21 protein-coding genes are annotated in these 20,046 nt (G+C 66.1%); 17 read left to right on the forward strand and 4 right to left on the reverse strand.

Going from position 1 to position 20,046, the window contains the following annotated elements; genetic code table 11:
- Positions 1-52: 52 nt before the first annotated feature.
- The gene (locus M1D32_RS01760) at positions 53-541 is read right to left on the reverse strand and encodes an inorganic diphosphatase (protein ID WP_079596875.1); all 489 of its coding nucleotides are present in this window, start codon (positions 539-541) and stop codon (positions 53-55) included.
- A gap of 155 nt (positions 542-696) precedes the next feature.
- Between M1D32_RS01760 and dacB the strand changes: the two genes are divergently transcribed.
- From dacB to panC, 14 genes are all read left to right on the forward strand, one after another.
- A complete protein-coding gene (gene dacB / locus M1D32_RS01765; protein ID WP_458780660.1) occupies positions 697-2,220 on the forward strand; it encodes a D-alanyl-D-alanine carboxypeptidase/D-alanyl-D-alanine endopeptidase in 1,524 nt (507 codons plus the stop codon).
- Between the two features lie 80 nt (positions 2,221-2,300).
- A complete protein-coding gene (locus tag M1D32_RS01770; RefSeq protein WP_458780661.1) occupies positions 2,301-3,434 on the forward strand; it encodes a zinc-dependent metalloprotease in 1,134 nt (377 codons plus the stop codon).
- Between the two features lie 120 nt (positions 3,435-3,554).
- Positions 3,555-4,613: a tRNA lysidine(34) synthetase TilS gene (gene tilS / locus M1D32_RS01775; RefSeq protein WP_458782258.1), complete on the forward strand. Its 1,059-nt coding sequence runs from the start codon at positions 3,555-3,557 to the stop codon at positions 4,611-4,613.
- Positions 4,614-4,644: 31 nt separating this feature from the next.
- Complete coding sequence (gene hpt / locus M1D32_RS01780) at positions 4,645-5,196, forward strand: hypoxanthine phosphoribosyltransferase (RefSeq protein WP_041651844.1); 552 nt, start codon at positions 4,645-4,647, stop codon at positions 5,194-5,196.
- Between the two features lie 267 nt (positions 5,197-5,463).
- Positions 5,464-7,527, forward strand: a complete 2,064-nt coding sequence (gene ftsH, locus M1D32_RS01785) for an ATP-dependent zinc metalloprotease FtsH (protein ID WP_458782259.1) — start codon at positions 5,464-5,466, stop codon at positions 7,525-7,527.
- Between the two features lie 10 nt (positions 7,528-7,537).
- Positions 7,538-8,179 (forward strand): GTP cyclohydrolase I FolE, encoded by a 642-nt coding sequence (folE, locus tag M1D32_RS01790; RefSeq protein WP_458780662.1) that lies wholly within the window; start codon positions 7,538-7,540, stop codon positions 8,177-8,179.
- A gap of 10 nt (positions 8,180-8,189) precedes the next feature.
- The gene (gene folP / locus M1D32_RS01795) at positions 8,190-9,110 is read left to right on the forward strand and encodes a dihydropteroate synthase (protein ID WP_458780663.1); all 921 of its coding nucleotides are present in this window, start codon (positions 8,190-8,192) and stop codon (positions 9,108-9,110) included.
- Positions 9,111-9,118: 8 nt separating this feature from the next.
- Positions 9,119-9,511, forward strand: a complete 393-nt coding sequence (gene folB / locus M1D32_RS01800; RefSeq protein ID WP_458780664.1) for a dihydroneopterin aldolase — start codon at positions 9,119-9,121, stop codon at positions 9,509-9,511.
- Entirely contained in the window at positions 9,508-10,053 is a 546-nt protein-coding gene (gene folK, locus M1D32_RS01805; RefSeq protein ID WP_458780665.1) for a 2-amino-4-hydroxy-6-hydroxymethyldihydropteridine diphosphokinase, read from the forward strand. The genes folB and folK overlap by 4 nt, the downstream gene beginning before the upstream one ends.
- Positions 10,050-10,598 (forward strand): DUF3180 domain-containing protein, encoded by a 549-nt coding sequence (locus tag M1D32_RS01810; RefSeq protein ID WP_458780666.1) that lies wholly within the window; start codon positions 10,050-10,052, stop codon positions 10,596-10,598. The genes folK and M1D32_RS01810 overlap by 4 nt, the downstream gene beginning before the upstream one ends.
- On the forward strand, positions 10,579-11,091 hold the full coding sequence (locus tag M1D32_RS01815) for a PH domain-containing protein (RefSeq protein ID WP_458780667.1): 513 nt from the start codon (positions 10,579-10,581) through the stop codon (positions 11,089-11,091). Before M1D32_RS01810 ends, M1D32_RS01815 begins: the two co-directional genes overlap by 20 nt.
- Positions 11,088-12,674, forward strand: a complete 1,587-nt coding sequence (locus M1D32_RS01820; protein ID WP_458780668.1) for a PH domain-containing protein — start codon at positions 11,088-11,090, stop codon at positions 12,672-12,674. The genes M1D32_RS01815 and M1D32_RS01820 overlap by 4 nt, the downstream gene beginning before the upstream one ends.
- Complete coding sequence (locus tag M1D32_RS01825) at positions 12,667-13,560, forward strand: Rossmann-like and DUF2520 domain-containing protein (protein ID WP_458780669.1); 894 nt, start codon at positions 12,667-12,669, stop codon at positions 13,558-13,560. Before M1D32_RS01820 ends, M1D32_RS01825 begins: the two co-directional genes overlap by 8 nt.
- Before the next feature lie 2 nt (positions 13,561-13,562).
- Positions 13,563-14,480 carry a pantoate--beta-alanine ligase gene (gene panC / locus M1D32_RS01830; protein ID WP_458780670.1) on the forward strand — a complete coding sequence of 306 codons (918 nt, stop codon included), beginning with the start codon at positions 13,563-13,565 and terminating at the stop codon, positions 14,478-14,480.
- 94 nt (positions 14,481-14,574) lie between these two features.
- On the opposite strand, the gene M1D32_RS01835 is transcribed toward panC, so the two are convergent.
- Entirely contained in the window at positions 14,575-15,519 is a 945-nt protein-coding gene (locus M1D32_RS01835; protein WP_458780671.1) for an IS481 family transposase, read from the reverse strand.
- 106 nt (positions 15,520-15,625) lie between these two features.
- Positions 15,626-15,892 (reverse strand): hypothetical protein, encoded by a 267-nt coding sequence (locus M1D32_RS01840; RefSeq protein WP_458780672.1) that lies wholly within the window; start codon positions 15,890-15,892, stop codon positions 15,626-15,628.
- A 125-nt stretch (positions 15,893-16,017) separates the two neighbouring features.
- On the opposite strand from M1D32_RS01840, the gene M1D32_RS01845 reads away from it, so the two are divergent.
- The 3 genes from M1D32_RS01845 to M1D32_RS01855 all read left to right on the forward strand — a co-directional run bounded on the left by M1D32_RS01845 (position 16,018) and on the right by M1D32_RS01855 (position 19,111).
- Positions 16,018-16,692, forward strand: coding sequence for a TetR/AcrR family transcriptional regulator (locus tag M1D32_RS01845; RefSeq protein ID WP_458780673.1), 675 nt, complete (start codon positions 16,018-16,020; stop codon positions 16,690-16,692).
- A gap of 193 nt (positions 16,693-16,885) precedes the next feature.
- The gene (locus tag M1D32_RS01850; protein ID WP_458780674.1) at positions 16,886-17,452 is read left to right on the forward strand and encodes a type 1 glutamine amidotransferase domain-containing protein; all 567 of its coding nucleotides are present in this window, start codon (positions 16,886-16,888) and stop codon (positions 17,450-17,452) included.
- A 180-nt stretch (positions 17,453-17,632) separates the two neighbouring features.
- On the forward strand, positions 17,633-19,111 hold the full coding sequence (locus M1D32_RS01855; protein WP_458780675.1) for a DHA2 family efflux MFS transporter permease subunit: 1,479 nt from the start codon (positions 17,633-17,635) through the stop codon (positions 19,109-19,111).
- 91 nt (positions 19,112-19,202) lie between these two features.
- Here M1D32_RS01855 and M1D32_RS01860 read toward each other — a convergent pair whose 3' ends face one another.
- Positions 19,203-20,039: an alpha/beta fold hydrolase gene (locus M1D32_RS01860; protein ID WP_458780676.1), complete on the reverse strand. Its 837-nt coding sequence runs from the start codon at positions 20,037-20,039 to the stop codon at positions 19,203-19,205.
- Positions 20,040-20,046: the final 7 nt, after the last annotated feature.

Here is a 20,046-nt window from a genome sequence, read left to right on the forward strand (position 1 = left end):
CGCCGTCAGGGTTCCCTGACCGAGCGAAGCGAGGCGAGGGGGCCGTTGGGGATCAGTGGCCGGTGGGCACGTAACGCTTGATGGAGGCTTCGAGCTCGGCTTCAGCGGCGGCGCGGTCGCCCCAGCCTTCGGCCTTGACCCACTTACCGGGCTCCAGGTCCTTGTAGCGGGTGAAGAAGTGCTCGATTTCCTTGATCAGGAAGTCGTTGACGTCGCTGACTTCCTGGATGTGGTCGAAGCGGGCATCCACGGGGACGCAGAGGATCTTGGCATCTCCGCCGCCGTCATCAGTCATGTTGAAAACGCCGATGGGGCGGGACTCAACGATGACGCCCGGGTGCAGGTCGAAGTCCTGCAGGAGCACCAGTGCATCCAACGGGTCGCCGTCCTCGCCGAGCGTGTTCTCAAAGTATCCGTAGTGCGTGGGGTACTGCATGGAGGTGAAGAGGACGCGGTCCAGGCGGACGCGGCCGGTCTCGTGGTCAACTTCGTACTTGACGCGTGAACCCTTGGGGATCTCGATGGTCACGTCATGCTTCATGGAATGCTCCTCGGCAATTGCAGGGGGTTCGCGGCACACCTGACCGCTCACCCAAAAGGAGTGTCCGTGCCGCCGACTACTATTGAGGATATAGCGAGAGGCCCTGGAATCAGGAACTTGTGGGGATATTTCAGGACTTGAGGACCAGCACCAGCATGACCAAACCAACTGCCGCGCAACCATGGCGTGACCCTGCCCGCCACGGTCTCACGTCTGGCATCACCGGCCTGCGGAGGTCCTGGCCCTCGGTTTTGCTGACGGCCCTGCTGGTGGTCCTTACGGTGCCCGCGGCCCTGCTGGTTGCCCCGGGTTTCCTTGGGCCCGAACCCCCGGCCCCCGCTCCGCCGGCGCCGGCATGGCAGCAGCCTCCGGCCACGCTTTCGCCCGGGCAGGGACTTGCGCCGCTGAATGACTCGTCTGCCGTCCCGCTCGCGGCCAGCGTCACCGCCCAGTTGGAACCCCTGTTGAAGACCGACGGCGGCGGTACTTTTACGGGGTTGGTCCAGGATGCGCTTACGGGCCAGGTCCTTTTTGACCGGGGGGGATCCGAAAACCGGGTGCCGGCTTCGAACATGAAGCTGCTGACCGCGGTGGCGGCATTGCGCTCCCTCGGCCCCGGGCACCGCTTTACCACCGAAGTGGTGGCGGGCCCGGCCGCCGGGCAGGTGGTGCTGGTGGGCGGGGGCGACGTCCTCCTCGGGCCGGGGGAATCCAATAACGACATGGTGTTGGGCCATGCCGGTCTGGCCACGCTGGCTGCCCAAACGGCGGCGGCGCTTTCGGCAGCGGGAACGGCGGGGGAGATTAAGGTCCTCGTGGACGATTCCCTGTTCAGCGGTCCTGCCCTCAACCCAGCGTGGGAGAGCGGGGACGTGGCCGCCGGGGAGGTGGCGCCCCTGTACCCGCTGGCCCTGAACTCGGGCCGTTACGATCCCGCCGTCACCACCGGCCCCCGCCCCCAGGACTCAGCCATCACCGTGGCCGAGGAATTCGCGGCCCGGCTGCGGACGGCAGGTTCGGCCGCGGGGCTGACGGTGGCAGCCGCCGTCGAACGTTCCCCGCAGCCGCCACCGGCGGGTGAACCGGCCGAAGATGCAGGCGGGAAGTCCCCAGTCCTGGCCGGGGTGCAGTCGGCAACGGTAGCCGAGCAGGTGGACCACATGCTGCAGGAATCGGACAACTACCTCGCCGAAGTCCTGGGACGGATGGCGGCAGTAGCTGCAGGCCAGCCAGGCAGCAACGACGGCGCCACGGCTGCCGTCCGGGCGCAGCTCGGAGACGCCGGAATCCCCGTCGAGGCCATGAAACTCGTGGATGTGTGCGGTTTGGCCATGGGCAACCAGGTCTCAGCCCGCCAATTCACTGAAGTGGTGCGTGCCATCACGTCAGGCACAGACAGCAGGCTCCGCGCCGCGCTGGACGGCTTTCCGGTAGCCGGCCTCACCGGTACCCTGGACACGCGCTACGGCGACGAGTCAACAGCCCGGGGTGCAGGGCTGGTCCGAGCCAAGACCGGCACCCTGAACTCGGTGCTGGCGCTCAGCGGTTATGTGGTTGATGCCGACGGCCGCCTCCTGGTCTTCTCCTTCATCGGCAACGGGCTGACGCCGGGCGCGGCCGGCAACAGGGCCGCTTTGGACCGGGCCGCGACGGCGCTCGCCGCCTGCGGCTGCCGCTAGCCCACTGCTGCCGCTTCGACAGGTTCGCCGGTGAGCGAACTTAAGGACTATCTCCAGCCCGCTGTGTTCTGATGGGAACTATGGAGTCCACTGCAGGTGAGTCGTCAGCCCAAACGTTGTCCAGCCAGGCCTCGGCCCTGATCAATTGGGACCTCGCCGCCTCCACCGCGGCGCGGCTGGCTCCTGCCGGTCCGGTCCTGAGCAAGGCGGCTATCGGTGACGCGGTGGAAAGCCTTCGCCGGCTTGCCGACGCCTCCGTTGAACACGTGCACGAGATCACTGGGCTGGAAGCGGCAAGGGACCTGCGGGACTCAAACGTGCTGGTGGTGGACCGGGCCTCGTGGTCAAAGGCAAACACCCAAAGCTTCGCCGTGATGCTGAAGCCGGCCATGGAAAAGATGCTCGAAAACCGGCGCGGAAACGTGAGCCCGGCCGCGGCCAGCGTCAGCGGCGCCATCACCGGCAGCCAGCTGGGCGCCGTCCTGGCTTTCCTGTCGAGCAAGGTCCTGGGCCAGTACGATCCGTTTGCCGCCCTGGCCGAAGGTTCCACCGCACCCTCAGGCGGACGCCTGCTCCTGGTAGCGCCGAACATCCTGTCCGTTGAGCGTGAACTCAACGTCACCCCCGAGGACTTCCGCCTCTGGGTATGCCTGCACGAGCAGACGCACCGGGTGCAGTTCGCCGCGGCGCCTTGGCTGCGGCACCACATGCTGCAGCAGATCGATGACCTCAGCGGGCACCTGCTGGGCAACGTTGACACCCTGATGGAGCGCGCCACTGCCGCTGCCCGCTCGCTGAAGGACCGGACCGGCAACGGCCACACCCCCGGCCGCGGCGCCATCCTGGACCTTTTGCAGGACCCGGAGGAGAAGGCGGCGATCTCGCACCTGACCGCCGTGATGAGCCTCCTCGAGGGCCATGCCAACGTGGTAATGGACGCCGTGGACGCCAGCATCGTGCCGTCGGTGAAGACCATCCGGCAGCGCTTCAACGACCGCGGCAAGGACCGCGGCGTGATCGAAAAATTCATCCGCAACCTCCTCGGCCTGGATGCCAAGATGCGCCAGTACTCCGACGGTGCCCGCTTCGTCCGCGCCGTCGTGGACGTCGCGGGAATGGAAGGCTTCAACAGGGTCTGGGAGTCGGCGGACCACCTGCCAACTGAACCTGAAATCCACGACGCCAAGCTGTGGCTTGAGCGGATGGGGCTCTGATTGCCGGACTGCACCTTGCCTGAGGCGTCCCCGCCGACGGCCCCTGTCACCGCTTCCCCGCACCGCAGCGGCCGACGGCGGCCCGGAAGGCTGGCGCCCGTCGTCGGCACTGCGCGCAAAATGCTCCAGGACGCCCTGGCCCAGGCTGGTTATCCACAGCACGTCATCGTTGCCTGCAGCGGCGGCCCGGACTCCCTCGCCCTGGCATCGGTGGCCGCCTACTTCGGCCGCCGCGGGCACGTGGATGGCCGTCCTGTAACTGTGGGCGCAGTGGTGGTGGACCACCAGCTGCAGGAGGGCTCCGCGCAGGTGGCGGCGGAAACAGCCCGCGTCCTGCAGGAACTGGGCCTGGCACCCGTTGAAGTCCGGACGGTGACCGTGGGCGGAGAGGGCCTCGGCCCCGAAGCCGCCGCGCGGGAAGCCAGGCACGAAGCTCTGAAAGCAGCTGCTAGTAGCCAGGGCGCGGACGCCATCCTGTTGGGCCACACCCTGGACGACCAGGCCGAACAGGTGCTGCTCGGGCTGGCCCGGGGCTCGGGCACACGCTCGCTCGCCGGGATGAGGCCTGCCCGCGGTATGCTGCTCCGCCCGTTCCTGGGGCTTCGCCGGGCGGACACCGAGGAGATCTGCGCCGTGGAGGAACTGAAGCCGTGGCACGATCCCAGCAATTCGGACCCCGCCTTCGCCCGCTCACGTACCCGGGTTGAAGTGCTGCCGCACCTCGAGGAGAAACTTGGCCCGGGCGTCGCGGAATCCCTCGCCCGGACGGCATCCATCCTGCAGCTGGACGCCGACTACCTGGAGGATGTGGCGGAAGCCACCTTCGCGTCCCTGGTGGAGCGGAACGGCCAGGAATTGAGCCTCCCGGAGGACGCGTTGCGCGCTTTGGCCCCGGCGATCAGGTTCCGCGTGATCGCCAAGGCAGCGGCCGACGTCGGCGGTCAGCAGCCCAGCTACCAGCGCCTTCTGGCCGCGGAAGCGCTGCTGCGGCGGCAGGGCTCTGCGGGTCCCGTTGAACTGCCCGGGGGAGTGAACGTGTACAGGTTGTCCCTCGCGCAGCTGGACGGCGTCCTTGCCGCGGACAGCACCGGTGCAATGGATAAGGGAGCACCCGTTCCCCGCAGAGACGCACGCTGTGGGAAGCTAGTACTCCGGCCTCAAAAGCCGCCCGCAAAATAGTCGCACCCCCGCATCTACACAGGAGCCATTGGTGGATTCAAACGACGTCCAGGCAGACCTCAAGCACGTTCTCTACACCAAGGAGCAGATCCAGCAGCGGATCACGGAGCTCGCTGCCCAGATCGACAAGGACTACGAGGGCCGCGAAATCCTCATTGTGGGCGTCCTCAAGGGCGCCGTTATGGTCATGGCTGACCTTGCCCGCGCCCTCCACAGCCACATTTCCATGGACTGGATGGCTGTTTCCTCCTACGGTTCCGGCACCCAGTCCTCCGGCGTTGTCCGCATCCTCAAGGACCTGGATACGGACCTGATGGGCAAGGACGTACTGATCGTCGAGGACATCATCGATTCCGGCCTCACGCTGTCCTGGCTAAAGACCAATCTGGAATCGCGCGGCACCGCTTCCGTGGAGATCTGCACGGCCTTCCGCAAGCCCACCGCCGCCAAGGTGGAAATCGACGTCAAGTACGTCGGCTACGACATCCCCAATGAATTCGTGGTGGGCTACGGCCTGGACTACGCCGAGAAGTACCGCAACCTCGACTTCGTGGGAACCCTCGCACCGCACGTTTACGAGTAGCCCCGCCGGCGGGGACATTGCCACCACGCGCATACCGGGCGGATGATCCTGGCCGCAGATGATGCCGGCAGAGCCCCCGGTTGCAGGCGCAGGGAGGGCCGCGGCCGGAGTGGCGGCGGCCACTACGCCCAGAGGGAACTTTTGCCCTGCACCATGCGTGATCTACTCCGGACGGTGTATAGCTAGAAGCTGACGCAGCACCATCACGCGCGCAGACTACTCGCCGTGCAGCACTACCAGGAGGGACGGGGCCAGCCCCCGACACAGATGAAAGCTAAGAACTTCTTCAAAGGCCCGGGCATCTGGATCGTTGTCGTGATCGGCATGCTCCTGGTGGCCTTTGCAACGCTGGCTCCCGGTGGTGCCGCACGGATCGACACTGACAAGGGCCTCGAACTTCTTGCCGGCAACAACGTTGAGCAGGCAAAGATTTTCGACGGTGAAAACCGCGTTGACCTCGTGCTGAAGGAAAACTACCAGCTGGACGGGCAGGACAAAGGCAAGAGCGTCCAGTTCTTCTTTGTTGACGCCCGCGCCCAGGACGTTGTCCGGGCTGTCACCGCTTCTGCACCCACCGGCGGCTACACGGACCAGCCGATCGAAAGCAACTGGTTCTCCGGCCTCCTCTCCCTCCTCATCCCGGTGATCCTGCTGGGCGCGCTTTTCTGGTTCCTGATGACCCGCATGCAGGGCGGCGGCTCCAAGATCATGCAGTTCGGCAAGTCCAAGGCCAAGATGGTCAGCAAGGACATGCCGCAGGTGACATTCGCGGACGTTGCAGGCTCGGACGAGGCCGTGGAAGAACTCCAGGAGATCAAGGAATTCCTGCAGGAACCGGCCAAGTTCCAGGCGGTTGGCGCCAAGATCCCCAAGGGCGTGCTGCTGTACGGCCCTCCAGGCACCGGTAAGACCCTCCTCGCCCGGGCTGTCGCAGGCGAGGCCGGCGTTCCCTTCTTCTCCATTTCCGGCTCGGACTTCGTGGAGATGTTCGTCGGTGTGGGCGCCTCCCGTGTCCGCGACCTCTTTGAGCAGGCCAAGACCAACTCGCCAGCCATCATCTTCGTGGACGAGATCGACGCCGTCGGCCGCCACCGCGGTGCCGGCATCGGCGGCGGCAATGACGAACGTGAGCAGACCCTCAACCAGTTGCTGGTGGAGATGGACGGCTTCGACGTTAAGACCAACGTCATCCTGATCGCAGCCACCAACCGTCCGGACGTGCTGGACCCCGCGCTGCTGCGTCCCGGCCGCTTCGACCGCCAGATCGGTGTGGAAGCGCCGGACCTGATCGGCCGCGACCAGATCCTGCAGGTTCACGCGAAGGGCAAGCCCATGGCCCCCGGCGTAGACCTTAAAGCCGTGGCCAAAAAGACCCCCGGCTACACCGGCGCGGACCTGGCCAACGTGCTCAACGAGGCCGCGCTCCTCACCGCCCGCTCCAACGCCAACCTCATCGATGACCGCGCCCTGGACGAGGCCATCGACCGCGTCATGGCCGGCCCGCAGAAGCGCAGCCGGGTGATGAAGGAACACGAGCGCAAGATCACCGCGTACCACGAAGGCGGCCACGCCCTGGTGGCAGCCGCGCTGCGGAACTCCGCACCCGTCACCAAGATCACCATCCTTCCCCGCGGCCGTGCGCTCGGCTACACCATGGTGGTCCCGGACAACGATAAGTACTCCGTGACGCGCAACGAGCTCCTGGACCAGATGGCCTACGCCATGGGCGGCCGCGTTGCCGAGGAAATCGTCTTCCACGATCCCTCCACCGGCGCCTCCAACGACATCGAGAAGGCCACGGGTACCGCCCGCAAGATGGTGACCGAATACGGCATGAGCGAACGCGTTGGCGCCGTACGTCTGGGCCAGGGCGGCGGGGAGCCGTTCCTGGGCCGCGACGCCGGGCACGAGCGCAACTACTCGGACCAGATTGCGTACGTGGTGGACGAGGAAGTGCGCCGGCTGATTGACCAGGCCCACGACGAGGCCTACGCCATCCTCATCGAGAACAGGGACGTCCTGGACCGCCTGGCCCTCGAACTGCTGGAACGCGAAACGCTGAACCAGGCCGAGATCGCTGACATCTTCCGCGATATCCGCAAGCGCGACTTCCGTGAGGTGTGGCTGTCCAAGGAGACCCGTCCGGTCCAGACCGCCGGCCCGGTGGAATCGCGCCAGGAAAGGGCAGAACGCGAGGCCCAGGAGGAAGCCAAGCAGGCCCGCCTGGACGAGCCGCTGGACGCCCAGCCGCCGCATCCGCAGGGGGTTCCGGAGGATGCACCGTTCCAGGGAGGCATCCCCGACTCGGGGCCTGACGCCCTTCGCGGCTAAGCTTTCTACCGTGACCCACTTCGACGACGACGTTCCCGCCTCCGCCGTACATCCGGCGGAGGGCGGCGCCCACCACGACAAACACCAAAAGGTGGACCGGCCCCGGATCGAGGCAGCGGTCCGTGAGATTCTCCTGGCCATCGGGGAGGACCCGGACCGCGGCGGCCTCGTGGATACCCCCAAGCGGGTGGGCAAGGCTTACGCCGAGATGTTTGCGGGGCTGCACCATGACCCTGCTGAGATCCTCTCCACCACCTTTGACCTGGACCATGAGGAGCTCGTCCTGGTCAAGGACATCCCGTTCTATTCCACCTGCGAGCACCACCTGGTGCCGTTCCATGGGGTGGCCCACGTAGGCTACATCCCCTCCCATGAGGGCAAGGTGACAGGGCTGAGCAAGCTGGCCCGGCTGGTGGACATGTACGCCCGCCGCCCCCAGGTGCAGGAGCGCCTCACCACCGAAATCGTCGAAGCGATGGTCAGCCACCTCAAGCCCCGTGGCGCGATCGTCGTGGTCGAATGCGAACACATGTGCATGTCTATGCGCGGTATCCGCAAGCCCGGAGCAAAGACCGTCACCAGTGCGGTCCGCGGGCAGCTTCATGACCCGGCCACCCGTGCCGAAGCCATGAGCCTCATCCTCGGAAGGTAATCATCAGACCATGGATTCACTAGCTGCAGCGCCGGGAACCGGCCCGGCAACCTCTCCGCTGCCCGTCCTGCGCAAGCCGCGGCCGGTGGCCCGGTTTGAAGACCTCCCCACAGGCCGCACCCTCGTGATGGGCATCGTCAACGTCACCCCGGACTCCTTCAGCGACGGCGGCAAGCACGCGACGGCGGACACCGCCATAGCGGCTGGCCTGCGGATGTTCTACGCCGGCGCGGACATCATCGACGTCGGCGGGGAATCCACCCGCCCCGGTGCGGAGGATGTCAGCCCGGAAGAAGAACAGCAGCGCGTGATCCCCGTGATCGAGGCGCTGGTGAAAGCCGGTGCCCTTGTCAGCATCGACACTGTCCGTGCTTCCACGGCAGCCGCAGCCCTCAAAGCCGGCGCCGCCATCATCAACGACGTCTCCGGCCTCACCATGGAACCGGAGATGGCCGAGCTCGTGGCGTCCTCCAAGGCCCCCTACATCCTCACCCACCGCCGCGGTGACGCCCGCACCATGGACTCCCTCGCGGAGTACAAGGACGTTGCCGGTGAAGTGGTGGCTGAACTGGCCGGAGTGCGGGACAAGCTTTACGCTGCCGGCGTCAGCCCGGAACAGATCATTATTGATCCCGGCCTCGGGTTCGCCAAGAACGACGCCCAGAACTGGGAACTCCTGCAGAACCTGGACCAGCTGGAAAGCCTGGGGCACAGGATCCTCGTGGGCGCCTCCCGCAAGCGGTTCCTTGGCACCCTGCTGACGGTGGCCGGCAAATCCGCCGCCCCGCAGGAGCGGGATGCTGCCACCGCGGCGATCACTGCCATCAGCGCCTACCGCGGCGCCTGGGCCGTACGCGTGCACGACGTCGGCCCCAGCCTTGACGCCGTTAAGGTTGCCGCGCGCATGGCCGCCCCAAGCACCAGCCAGTAGGCCCAGCCATGGACAGGATTACGCTGACCGGTGTCACCGCCGTCGGCCATCACGGCGTCTTTGATTTTGAACGCCGCGAGGGCCAGCCTTTTGTTGTGGACGCGGTGCTGTATCTGGACTTCGCCAAGGCCGCGGAATCCGATGACGTCCGGGACACCGCACACTACGGCGAGGTGGCTCAGCGTATTGCTGCCTGGATATCGGGGGAGCCGCTCAACCTGATAGAGGCACTGGCTGTCCGGATCGCGGACAGCCTGCTGAACGAATTCCGGCTCCAGGCCGTGGACGTCACAGTGCACAAGCCGCAGGCGCCCATCGAGGTGCCCTTCGGGGATGTGGCCGTCAGCGTCCACCGTGCGCGGGACAACGGGGAGAGACCAGTCCAGGGGGAAAGACTATGAACTCCGGTTATTCCAAGGTGGTGTTGGCCCTTGGCAGCAACCTGGGTGAGCGCAACGAGACGCTGACCGAGGCGGTCGCGGACCTTGTTGACCTGCCCGAGATCCGCCTCCTCGCCGTGTCGCCCATTGTCCAGACCAAGGCTGTCGGCGGACCGCCCGGCCAGCCGGACTTCCTGAACATGGTCATCACCGTGGAAACCAACCTCACCCCGCACGAGCTGCTGGAACACTGCCAGGCCGTGGAAAACAAGCACCACCGCGTGCGGGAGGTGCGCTGGGGGCCGCGCACGCTCGACGTCGACATCATCACGTACGGCGACCTCCGCAGCGATGATCCGGTCCTGACCCTGCCGCATCCCCGCGCTGCCACCCGTGCCTTCGTCCTTTACCCGTGGTCGCTCATTGAACCGGCTGCCACCCTGGACGGCGAACGCATCAGCACTTTGGCCGCGCGGGCGGAGGATTTTGGCGACCTCGCCCCGTTCGACGGCTTTGGCGACTTTGACGGCCTGCCTACCGCAGGGGCGGTGGAGGAGCGATGAAACCCATCAATCCGCTGCGCCTCCTGCTCATCGGCTTCATCCTGGCCGTGGCCGGCTGGTCTGCCACCGTGGTGACAAGCCGTTACAGCATGGCTACGCCCGTCCTGCCCCTCACCGCGCTGGCCACGATGGGCGTCATCGTTGCCATCACGCTGGTCCTGGGCATCCGGGTCCTGCGGTGGCGCAACAGCAACAAACCGAACAGCACCCAAAAGAAAAAGCTGCTCGATCCGCTCCTCGCAGCGCGGACGCTGGTTCTGGCCCAGGCCTGCGCCTATGCGGGGACAGTCCTGCTGGGCTGGCACGTGGGGATCTTCCTGGACCAGTTGCGGATTTGGAGCCTGCGCAGCAACCAGGGCATCACCTGGCTGGCGCTGGCGATGGCCGGCGGCGGACTGGTGATGATCGTGGTGGGCCTGCTGGTTGAACGGTTCTGCAAGATCCCGCCGGAGGACGGCGACACCAACGGCGCAGACGGAAAACCGGGCCGCGTGGTACGCGGAGAAGCCGCAGGGGAAGGCGAATATGCGTACCGAGGCGATTGACCCACCGGGAATCGTCTGGCAGCGGGTCTCACCTAAATACGTCACTGTCCGGCTGGTGCAGTGGGCGGTGGGGAACCTCATCACAGTCCTCCTCCTTTCCCTGCCCCTGGTGCTTGTCCTCCTGGACGTCTGGGCCTGGCCGCCGCTGTGGCTGGCCGTCACCGTCCCTTCCGTGGCGCTGGTCCTCGCCCTGTGGCGGCTGGTGCTGATCCCGCGCCAGGTGCGGGCCATCGGGTACGCGGAACGGGACGATGACCTGCTGGTCAGGACCGGCATCTTTTTCCAGCGCACCATGGCCGTCCCGTACGGCCGGATGCAGTACGTGGACATCGGGGTCGGGCCTGTGGAACGCGGACTTGGCCTGTGCACACTGAAGCTGCACACCGCTTCGCCGGGAACGAACGCCCAGATCCCCGGGCTGCCCGCAGCGGAGGGAGCCCGGCTGCGCGAGCAGCTTGCTGCCCGGGGCGAAGCCAGGCTGGCAGGACTGTGACGGCAGAGGGGCCGCGTCCGGAGCCTGGGGGCCCTGCCACCGTCCCTGCCTCCGAAAGTGCCGTGCCGAACCCTTCCCCCGGCACCGCGGCCGACGGCGAATGGCTGCGGGTGCACCCGGCCTCTCCCTTCGTCCGTGGCTGGGTGGCCCTTGCCGCCATCGGATTCTTCGTCGGCCGGGACGTCTTTGAGCGGGCGCTGCAGGGCCGGCCCATCCTCGAGGATGAATTCGCCGGCCGTGCCCCGTTCCTGCTGGCCGCGGGCGCAGCGATGCTGCTCATCGCGGTGCTGGGCTTCATCCTCACCTGGTATTTCACCAAGTACCAGGTGTCCGGCGGTTACGTCCGGGTCAACACCGGCTTCATTTTCCGGCAGCAGCGCCAGGCGCGGCTTGACCGCGTCCAGGCGATCGATATCGTGCAGCCCCTGCTGGCCCGGATCTTCGGCCTTGCCGAGCTCAAGTTCGAGGTGGCAGACGCGGGGGAGTCCGCCGTGCGGCTGGCCTACCTGAAGATGGACGATGCCCGGCAGCTCCGGGCCACCATCCTGGCGCGGGCCGCCGGGGTGACCCTGGATCCTTCCCGCCCGGAGGAGCCGGCACCCGAGGCCCCGGAATTTCCGGTACTGTCCGTGCCGCCGTCGCGCCTTGTCGGTTCCCTGCTGCTCAGCGAGCAGAGCGTCTTTGTGGTGCTGGGCGGCGCGGCGTCCGTCATTCTGACGTCCGTCACGGGCAATGCAGCGTTCTACTTCTACCTGATCCCGGCTGCCCTTGGACTGGCAGCCAGCTACTGGGGGCTGTTCAACAAGGGGTACAACTTCACCGCTGCCATCTCGCCTGATGGCATCCGCCTGCGCTACGGGCTGCTGGATACCCAGGCCCAGACGCTACCGCCCGGCCGGATCCAGGCATTGAAAGTTGTCCAGCCGCCGCTCTGGCGGGCGCTTGGCTGGTACCGGATCCAGGTGAACGTGGCTGGCTACGGCATCGTTGAAAGCGCCGGCGAGGGCTCGGGCCGGACCACGATCCTGCCGGTGGGCAGGCTCGACGACGTGATGGCAATCCTCGCGCTGGTGCTTCCGGACCCCGGTACGCAGCAGCCCGCGGCGGTCTTCGGTGCCGGGCTCCATGGGCTGGATTCCGACGGCGGATTCGTCACCACTCCGCGCAGGGCGCGCGTCCTGGCGCCGCTGGGATGGCGACGGAACGGATTCACGGCCACGGACACAGCGCTGCTGATCCGCTCAGGCCGCTGGTGGCGGGAACTCGTGGTGGTGCCGCACCAGCGGACCCAGTCCATGGCAGTGCACCAGGGCCCGCTGGCGCGCCGCTTCGGCCTGGCAGACCTTGTACTGCACACCACCGCCGGCCCGGTTATACCCCGCCTTCGCCAGGCGGAAGTGGAGCAGGCGATGGCGCTCTTTGATGAACAATCCGCCCGCGCCCGGCTGGCGCGGAAGCGGCAGACCACGGAACAGTGGCTTCGGCAGGTGGCTCCGGGGGTAGAACCTGCCGAAACCGGGACTGCTGCAACCGAGCCCGCCGAAACCACAGTCCCAACCCAGGAAGGCCCGCAGCATGGCTAAACCCGGACGCCTCGGCGTCGGAATCGTGGGCGCAGGAAAGGTGGGCGCCGTTCTGGGCGCTGCCCTGCGCGCGGCCGAACACGCCGTCATCGGTGTCTCAGCGGTTTCCGAGGCAAGCCGTGAAAGGGCGGAAACGCTGCTTCCCGGTGTACCCGTCCTGGAAGTCCAGGACATTGTGGAACGTGCCGAGCTGGTGCTGCTGGCAGTGCCCGACGACGCCCTGCCGGATCTGGTGGAAGGCCTCGCAAAACTGGGTGCGTGGCAGCCGGGCCAACTGGTCGCCCACACGTCCGGCCGCTTCGGCGTCGGGGTGCTCCATCCGGTGCGCGCTGCGGGGGCCGTCCCGCTGGCACTGCATCCGGCCATGACCTTCACAGGGATGAGCCTTGACCTGACCCGCCTGCTGGACTGCACCTTCGGTGTCACCGCGGACGCTGCCATGCTTCCCATCGCACAGGCGCTGGTAGTGGAGATGGGCGCAGAGCCGGTGGCCATCGCCGAGGCGGACAGGACGCTGTACCACGCAGCCCTGGCGCACGGTTCCAACCATTTGGTGACCCTTGTGGCACAGGCTTCCGAGCTGCTGAGCGAGGTGGGAGTGGAAGCGCCGGAGCGGATGCTGGGTCCGCTGCTGCGGGCAACCTTGGAGAACGCGCTGGCCTCCGGGGAGTCCGCTCTCACCGGCCCCGTAGCCCGTGGTGACACGGGAACGGTCAAGGCGCATGCCGAGGCGTTGCGGGAGTTCGACGGCGGCGGGCAGGGGGATGTGCTCGCGGCATACCTGGCCATGGCACGTGCCACTGCCCTGCGCGCCGAGGGGCGCGGGCTCCTGAAACCTGACCAGTTGGGGGAATTGCGCAAGGCCCTGGAACCGGAGGAGGACTGAAGATGTCCATCAAACTTGTCACTACTGTTGCCGGCCTCCACGCGGAGAGCGCCCGGCTCCTGGCGTCCAAGCGGGGAACCTCCCAGGGGCTGGTGCCCACCATGGGTGCGCTGCACGAGGGGCACGCCGCCCTGGCCCGGACTGCAGTCGAACAAAACGATGTTGTGGTGGCCACCATTTTCGTCAACCCGCTGCAGTTCGGCGACGCCACGGACCTGGACCGCTACCCGCGGACGCTTGACGCCGACCTTGCGCTGCTTGAAGGGCAGGGCGTGGACCTGGCTTTTGCCCCGCCGGTGGAGGAGGTGTACCCGGAGGGCACGCCGCTGGTGCGCATCACCTCCGGAGTGCTGGGGGAGAAGTGGGAGGGTGCTTCGCGGCCAGGCCACTTCGACGGCGCCCTCACGGTAGTTGCCAAGCTGCTGCATTACGGAATCCCGGGGGCAGGGCTGCCCGCTTCCACGGTGGAGGAGGGAGGCTTGCCCGCCTACCGCGCCTACTTTGGGCAGAAGGACGCCCAGCAGCTGGCGCTGGTCCGGCGGATGGTGGCAGACCTGAACTTCCCGGTGGAAATCGTGGCAGTGCCGACTGTGCGTGCCGTGGACGGGCTGGCGCTGTCCAGCCGCAACCGCTTCCTGTCCGAAGAAGAGCGCGAGGCGGCGCTGGTGCTGTTCCGCGCGCTGCGGCTGCTCGAGGAGCGGGCGAAGGCCCGGGAGCCGCTGGATCTTGAGTCGGCGCAGGCGATGGTGGAGTCCCAGCCGTTGGTGGGTCTGGACTACTTTGATGTTGTTGACCCGGCCACCTTGGAACCGCTGGCCGAGAACTGCCGCGAGACACCGTTTCGAGGCGAAGCCCTCGCGCTCATCGCCGCCAAAGTGGGACCGGTGCGGTTGATCGACAACGTGCCGTTGAGCTCGTAGCTGGGATCGTAGCGTCCCGCGAATTGGCGCTGGGTCCTAACCTGTTGGCACTGACCGGTGAGCCCTTGCGCGGCGACCTGGAAGCTAGATGTACTCAGCCAGTAGGTTGGTTGCACCTGCTGATGGGCGGTTTGCCTCCGAGGCTGCCGTGGGGCCGGTGGTTGTTGTAGAAGTTTAGCCATGGTTGCAGGGCGTCGGTTCGGGCCTGGTTCGACGTGAAGGCCTGGCGGTAGGCCCAGCCTTCTTGCAGCGTGCGGTTGAAGCGTTCGGCTTTGCCGTTCTGCCAGGGATGCCGGGGTTTGATCAGGATGTGTTTCGCGCCTAGTGCGTCCAGTGCGTTCTGAAAATCCCGGGAAAGCCGATAGGCGAATGCGTTGTCGGTCATGACGCGTTTCACGGGTGCGCCGTTGGCTGCCATGGCTGCTGCGGCCCTGCTGAGGAACGCGGCGCAGGTCGGGCCTTTCTCGTCTGGCAAGACCTCGGCGTAGGCGAGACGGGAGTGGTCATCGACGGCCACATGGACGTAGTCGAAACCGACCCTTTCGTGGCCTGTGGAATGGTTGCGGGTGGATTGGTTTGGGTCCGCCCGCCATCCGCCACCGTCGGGGATCCTGCCAAGCTTTTTGACATCGATATGGATCATGTCTCCAGGGGCATCACGTTCGTAGCGGCGGTCTGTGGCACGGGAAGCGCGGATTCGATTCCCGGTGACTGGATCCAGATCCCATAGCCGCGGCGCCCCGGCCCGGGCCAAGATCCTCGACACAGTCCGGGCGCTCACCCCACACCGTCGTCCCAGATTCGATGGGCCTTCCCGGTGCTCAACACGCTGGGCAAGAACATCGGCCACGACCCTTGCCGGGGTCGCACGCGGACAGGACCTCGGCTTGGAGCTCCGGTCTTCCAGGCCTGCCCACCCATGGGTTCGGTAGCGGCCCAGCCAACGGTGGGCGCAGGTCCGGGAGATGCCCAATTCCTTGGCCACATGGGCTACAGGACGGCCGGCAAGGACGCGCTCGACGATGATGCAGGCGGGCATTACGGTGGGACATGAGGACCTCTTAGTCGTTGGCTGTGTGTGGTAACCACCAACCTAAGAGGTCCTCATCTATTCACGATGTAACCAACGTCCTGACTCAGTACAGCTAGATGCCCGGCAATTCCCGGTTGGCCATCAACTGTTCAAGGAGCGCCCGCTCCGGCCTGCCCGGATTCCTGGCGACGCAGCGCCGGAGCCTTGCCCTTGCAAGCTCTTCACCGGGTTCTTCCCTGCGCAGCACTTCATCGATGATTTCCTGGGCCTGCCACCGGAGTGACTCGATGGCGAACTGACGGATCTCGGCCGGCGTATCGCTGGCCATCCAGGGGTCCGGGTCCGACGGCACGCTCTGGAACATCCGCTCTGCTGACATAGGGGCCTCCTTGCACCAATCCGGAGTGGCCTGGACCTCTGCGGCGTCGTAAGCACTGCGCTGGAAGCAACATTACAGGGGGGAGACCGGTCTGTCTTTACCGCGGGCGGTAAACTGGAGATGTTATGAACCCAGCAGCGGAGCTCCCCCGGTCCAGGGCGGTGAACCCGGTACCTCCAGCCGCGCCTTCCTCGGCGGCTCCTGCACCCATGGTCGCCGAAGCGCCCGCGCCGGAGAACGCCACCGCTACATCCGTTGAGCGGATCATGACCGTTGCCTATGAGCTTTTCTCGCGACGGGGGGTGCGGGACGTTGGCGTCAATGAGTTGATTGAGCGCTCGGGGGTGGCCAAGGCAACCTTCTACCGGCACTTCCCGTCCAAGGACTCACTGGTCCTGGCTTTCCTGGAACAGCGGGACAAGCAATGGACTGTGGATGCGATTGTCTCGGAGGCACGCCGCCGGGGAAGCACGCCGGCCGAGCAGCTGCTGGCCATTTTCGATGTCTTCGGAGACTGGTTCCTGCGCGAGGATTTCGAAGCGTGTTCCTTCATCAACGTCCTGCTGGAAATGGGGCCTGCCCATCCGCTGGGCCAAGCCAGCATCGATTACCTCGCCAAGATCCGCGGGCATGTGCAGGCTCTGGCTGAAGAAGCAGGATTGGCCCGGCCGGAGGAGTTTGCCCGGTCCTGGCACATCCTCATGAAGGGCTCGATTATCTCTGCCACCGAGGGCGACATGCAGGCGGCCAAGCGCGCGCAGCAAATGGCCGGCTGGCTGATCGAGCACCACCGGAACTAGCTCAACCATCAGCTATCGGGGCCCGGACGTTTTCCCGTCCCACCAAGGCTCCCGCCCCGTCCGGCCAAGATGCTCAGCTTGCTTATTACTTTCGGCGTTCCTAGGCTTGAACCTGTCAGGCAAACAACTCTCGAAGCGGTACCGCCGTGTGCGCATGTCCCAGGCGGTGTCCGCCCCAAAGCGAGGAGGAAAAATGTCAGAACACAACATCGCAGGCAAGAAGGTCGCATTCCTGTTGACGGACGGCGTCGAGCAGGTTGAACTCACCAGCCCCTGGCAGGCAGTCAAGGACGCCGGCGGGCAACCCGTCCTGGTGGCCCCCAAGAGCGGAAAGCTGCAGGGTTACAAGGGGACGGAAAAGGGCGACACGTTTGACGTGGACCTAACGGTCGCGGAGGCGAACGCCTCCGACTTTGACGCCCTGGTCCTTCCCGGTGGCGTGGTTAACGCGGACCACCTCCGCGTGGACAAGGACGCCCAAAGCTTCACCCGGAGCTTCTTCGAACAGCACAAGCCCGTTGCTTCCATCTGCCACGGACCGTGGCTGCTCATTGAAGCCGGTGTGGTGCGGGGGCGGAACCTCACGTCCTACCACACCCTCCAGACGGACCTGAGGAATGCCGGCGCCAACTGGACAGACGAGGAAGTGGTGGTGGACCAGGGCCTGGTCACCAGCCGCAACCCGGATGACCTCCCGGCCTTCAACGGCAAACTGGTGGAGGAAATCTCGGAGGGCCAGCACGCCGGCCAGACTGCCTGACCTCAGCAGCGGCGGCAAGGCTGGCCTCAACGGCCCGCCTTGCCGGCCTTCTTAATCCCCACTGTTCCCTCAGGGTTAAAGAAAAATTCCGCGAGGAGGAATTACTCCAAGCGGTAGAGTGTTGGAGTCTGCAGCGACACTGATCGCGCACCACTTCCACAACTCCCTGAGGGAACACGCATGTCTACCAAAGTTTCTCCGAACGCCAGCGGCCAGTCCGTTAAAGCTGCAGGAACCAAGCCCGCGGCACCGGAGAAGATGTCCCGCGAATCGGTCACCATCATCAGCACGCTGTTGGTGGCAACGTTTGTGGTGATCCTCAACGAGACCATCATGAATGTGGCCCTCCAGCGGCTCATGGTGGAACTCCAGGTGGACGCGCCCACCGTCCAGTGGCTCTCCACCGGCTTTATGTTGACCATGGCCGTGGTTATCCCCACCACCGGATTCATCCTGCAGAGCCTGTCCACCCGGGCCGTGTTCATGCTGGCGATGGGCCTTTTCGCCGGCGGCACTGCCCTTGCGGCGGTAGCTCCTGGCTTTGAGCTGCTCCTTCTCGCCCGGATCGTCCAAGCTGGCGGCACGGCCATCATGCTGCCGCTGCTGATGACCACCATCCTGACCCTGGTTCCGCTGGCCAAGCGCGGCGCCGTGATGGGCAACGTCAGCATCGCAATCTCGGTGGCCCCGGCCATGGGCCCCACGGTTTCCGGACTGATCCTTGAGCACTTCACCTGGCGCTTTATGTTCGTGTTCGTCCTCCCCGTGGCCCTCGCTGCCCTTGCCATCGGTGCCAAGTACCTGACCAACATCGGCGAGGCGGAAAAGACAAAGCTGGACGCACTTTCCGTGGTCCTCACCGTCCCGGCGTTCGGCGGCCTGGTCTACGGACTGAGCCAGATCGGTGGCGGCCACGGCGGCCAGGCCGGCCCGGGTGCCGTCGCGATCACGGCGCTGGTTATTGGCGTCGCTGGCCTCACGGCCTTTGTACTGCGCCAGCTGCGCCTGCAGAAGGCCGAAGCTCCGCTGCTGGACCTGCGCGCCTTCAAATTCCGCATGTTCACCGTCTCGGTCCTGCTGATGGTGGTGGCAATGATGGCGCTGTTCGGCGGCGTCATCCTGCTGCCCCTGTATCTGCAGGAAGTCCGGGGCCTCGGGTCCCTGGAGACTGGCCTGGCCCTCCTCCCCGGCGGCCTGGCGATGGGCCTGCTCGGTCCGGTCATCGGCCGCCTGTTCGACAAAGTAGGGCCGCTTCCGCTCACCATCACCGGTTCCATCCTGATGGTGCTGGCTCTCTGGCAGTTCTCAATGCTCGACGCCGGCACGTCCGTGGGGTGGATCGTCACCCTGCACGTGGGGTTGAGTTTCGGTTTGGCATTGCTCTTCACTCCGGCGTTCACCACCGGACTGAACCCGCTTCCGCCGCACCTCTACTCGCACGGATCCGCGATCATGAGCACCACGCAGCAGGTGGCCGGTGCCGCGGGCACAGCCCTGCTGGTGTCCATCTTCGCGGTTGTTTCCGCGACGTCGGGACTCGTCGCCGGGATGAGCGCCGCCTTCCTGACGGCGACCGTCATAGCCTTCGCCGCCGTCGTTCTTTCAGCGATGATGCGCAAGACCGAAGGAGCCGGCCCGGGGCACGCTCCCGGCCACTAATCCACGCCCCCTGGCCCAACTGACTCGCAGTTAACGTCGCGAAAAGTGCTTTTCGCGACGTTAACTGCGAGTTACTTTGCGTAGTTTTGGGCTAGCCGGCGTAGAAGTCCGCGAGTTCCTTGACCAGCCTGTCCGGAGCTTTGATGACGCCGTCGTGGCCGTAGCCGGGCAGGATGGTGTAGCTGGAGCCTGACAGGACGTCGTGGATCTGGCCGCACGCCATGCCGAAGTAGGCCGGGCTCTTTTCACCCACCACAATCAGCGTCTCCAGCGGCAGTTCCAGGAACGGCTCTGCCGGCATGTCCGCGGCGATGATCGCCTTGATTTCCCGGACGCCCGTCCGCATCATCTCGCGCTGCTGCTTGCCCTCGGATGTCCCGGCCGTCAGCTTGTTGGCCAGCGTCAGCATGGAAAGCGGCATGCGCGATGAGAAGGCACCGCCGGCTTCAAGGCCGCGCTGCAGGACGGCGAGGGCACGGTCGTCATCGCCGGCAGCGGCAGCGCGCTCGTACTCTGCGGTCCAGTCCGCCTTGACGCTGTGGTTCACGGAGACGGCGGGGTCATAGACAGCGAGCCGTTCCACCGGCAGGGTGCGGGCGGCGTGAAGGGCAACGGCGCCGCCGAAGCTGTGGCCGAACACGTCGGTGCTGGACGTGTGCTTCATCACCGTTGCCAGGTCCCGGATGTCCACGTCCAGGGTGTAGTCCTCCGGCTGGGGCGACGAGGAGCCCCGGCCCCGCCTGTTGAACGTGTGGACCGGGCGGCCCAGCGCTGCACTGAGCTTCTGCGCGAACCTGGTGTAGTCCGCAGCGGTCACCATTGAGGGCGGGACAATAACCACGCCCGAACCGGCGGAAGCGAACTCCGCGCCCGTGGAGAAGAGCTCCAGAGTGCCGCCGTCGGGGGTCCTGATGTTCTCACGCGTCATGTTCCGA

This window comes from Arthrobacter sp. D3-16 (assembly GCF_054408515.1).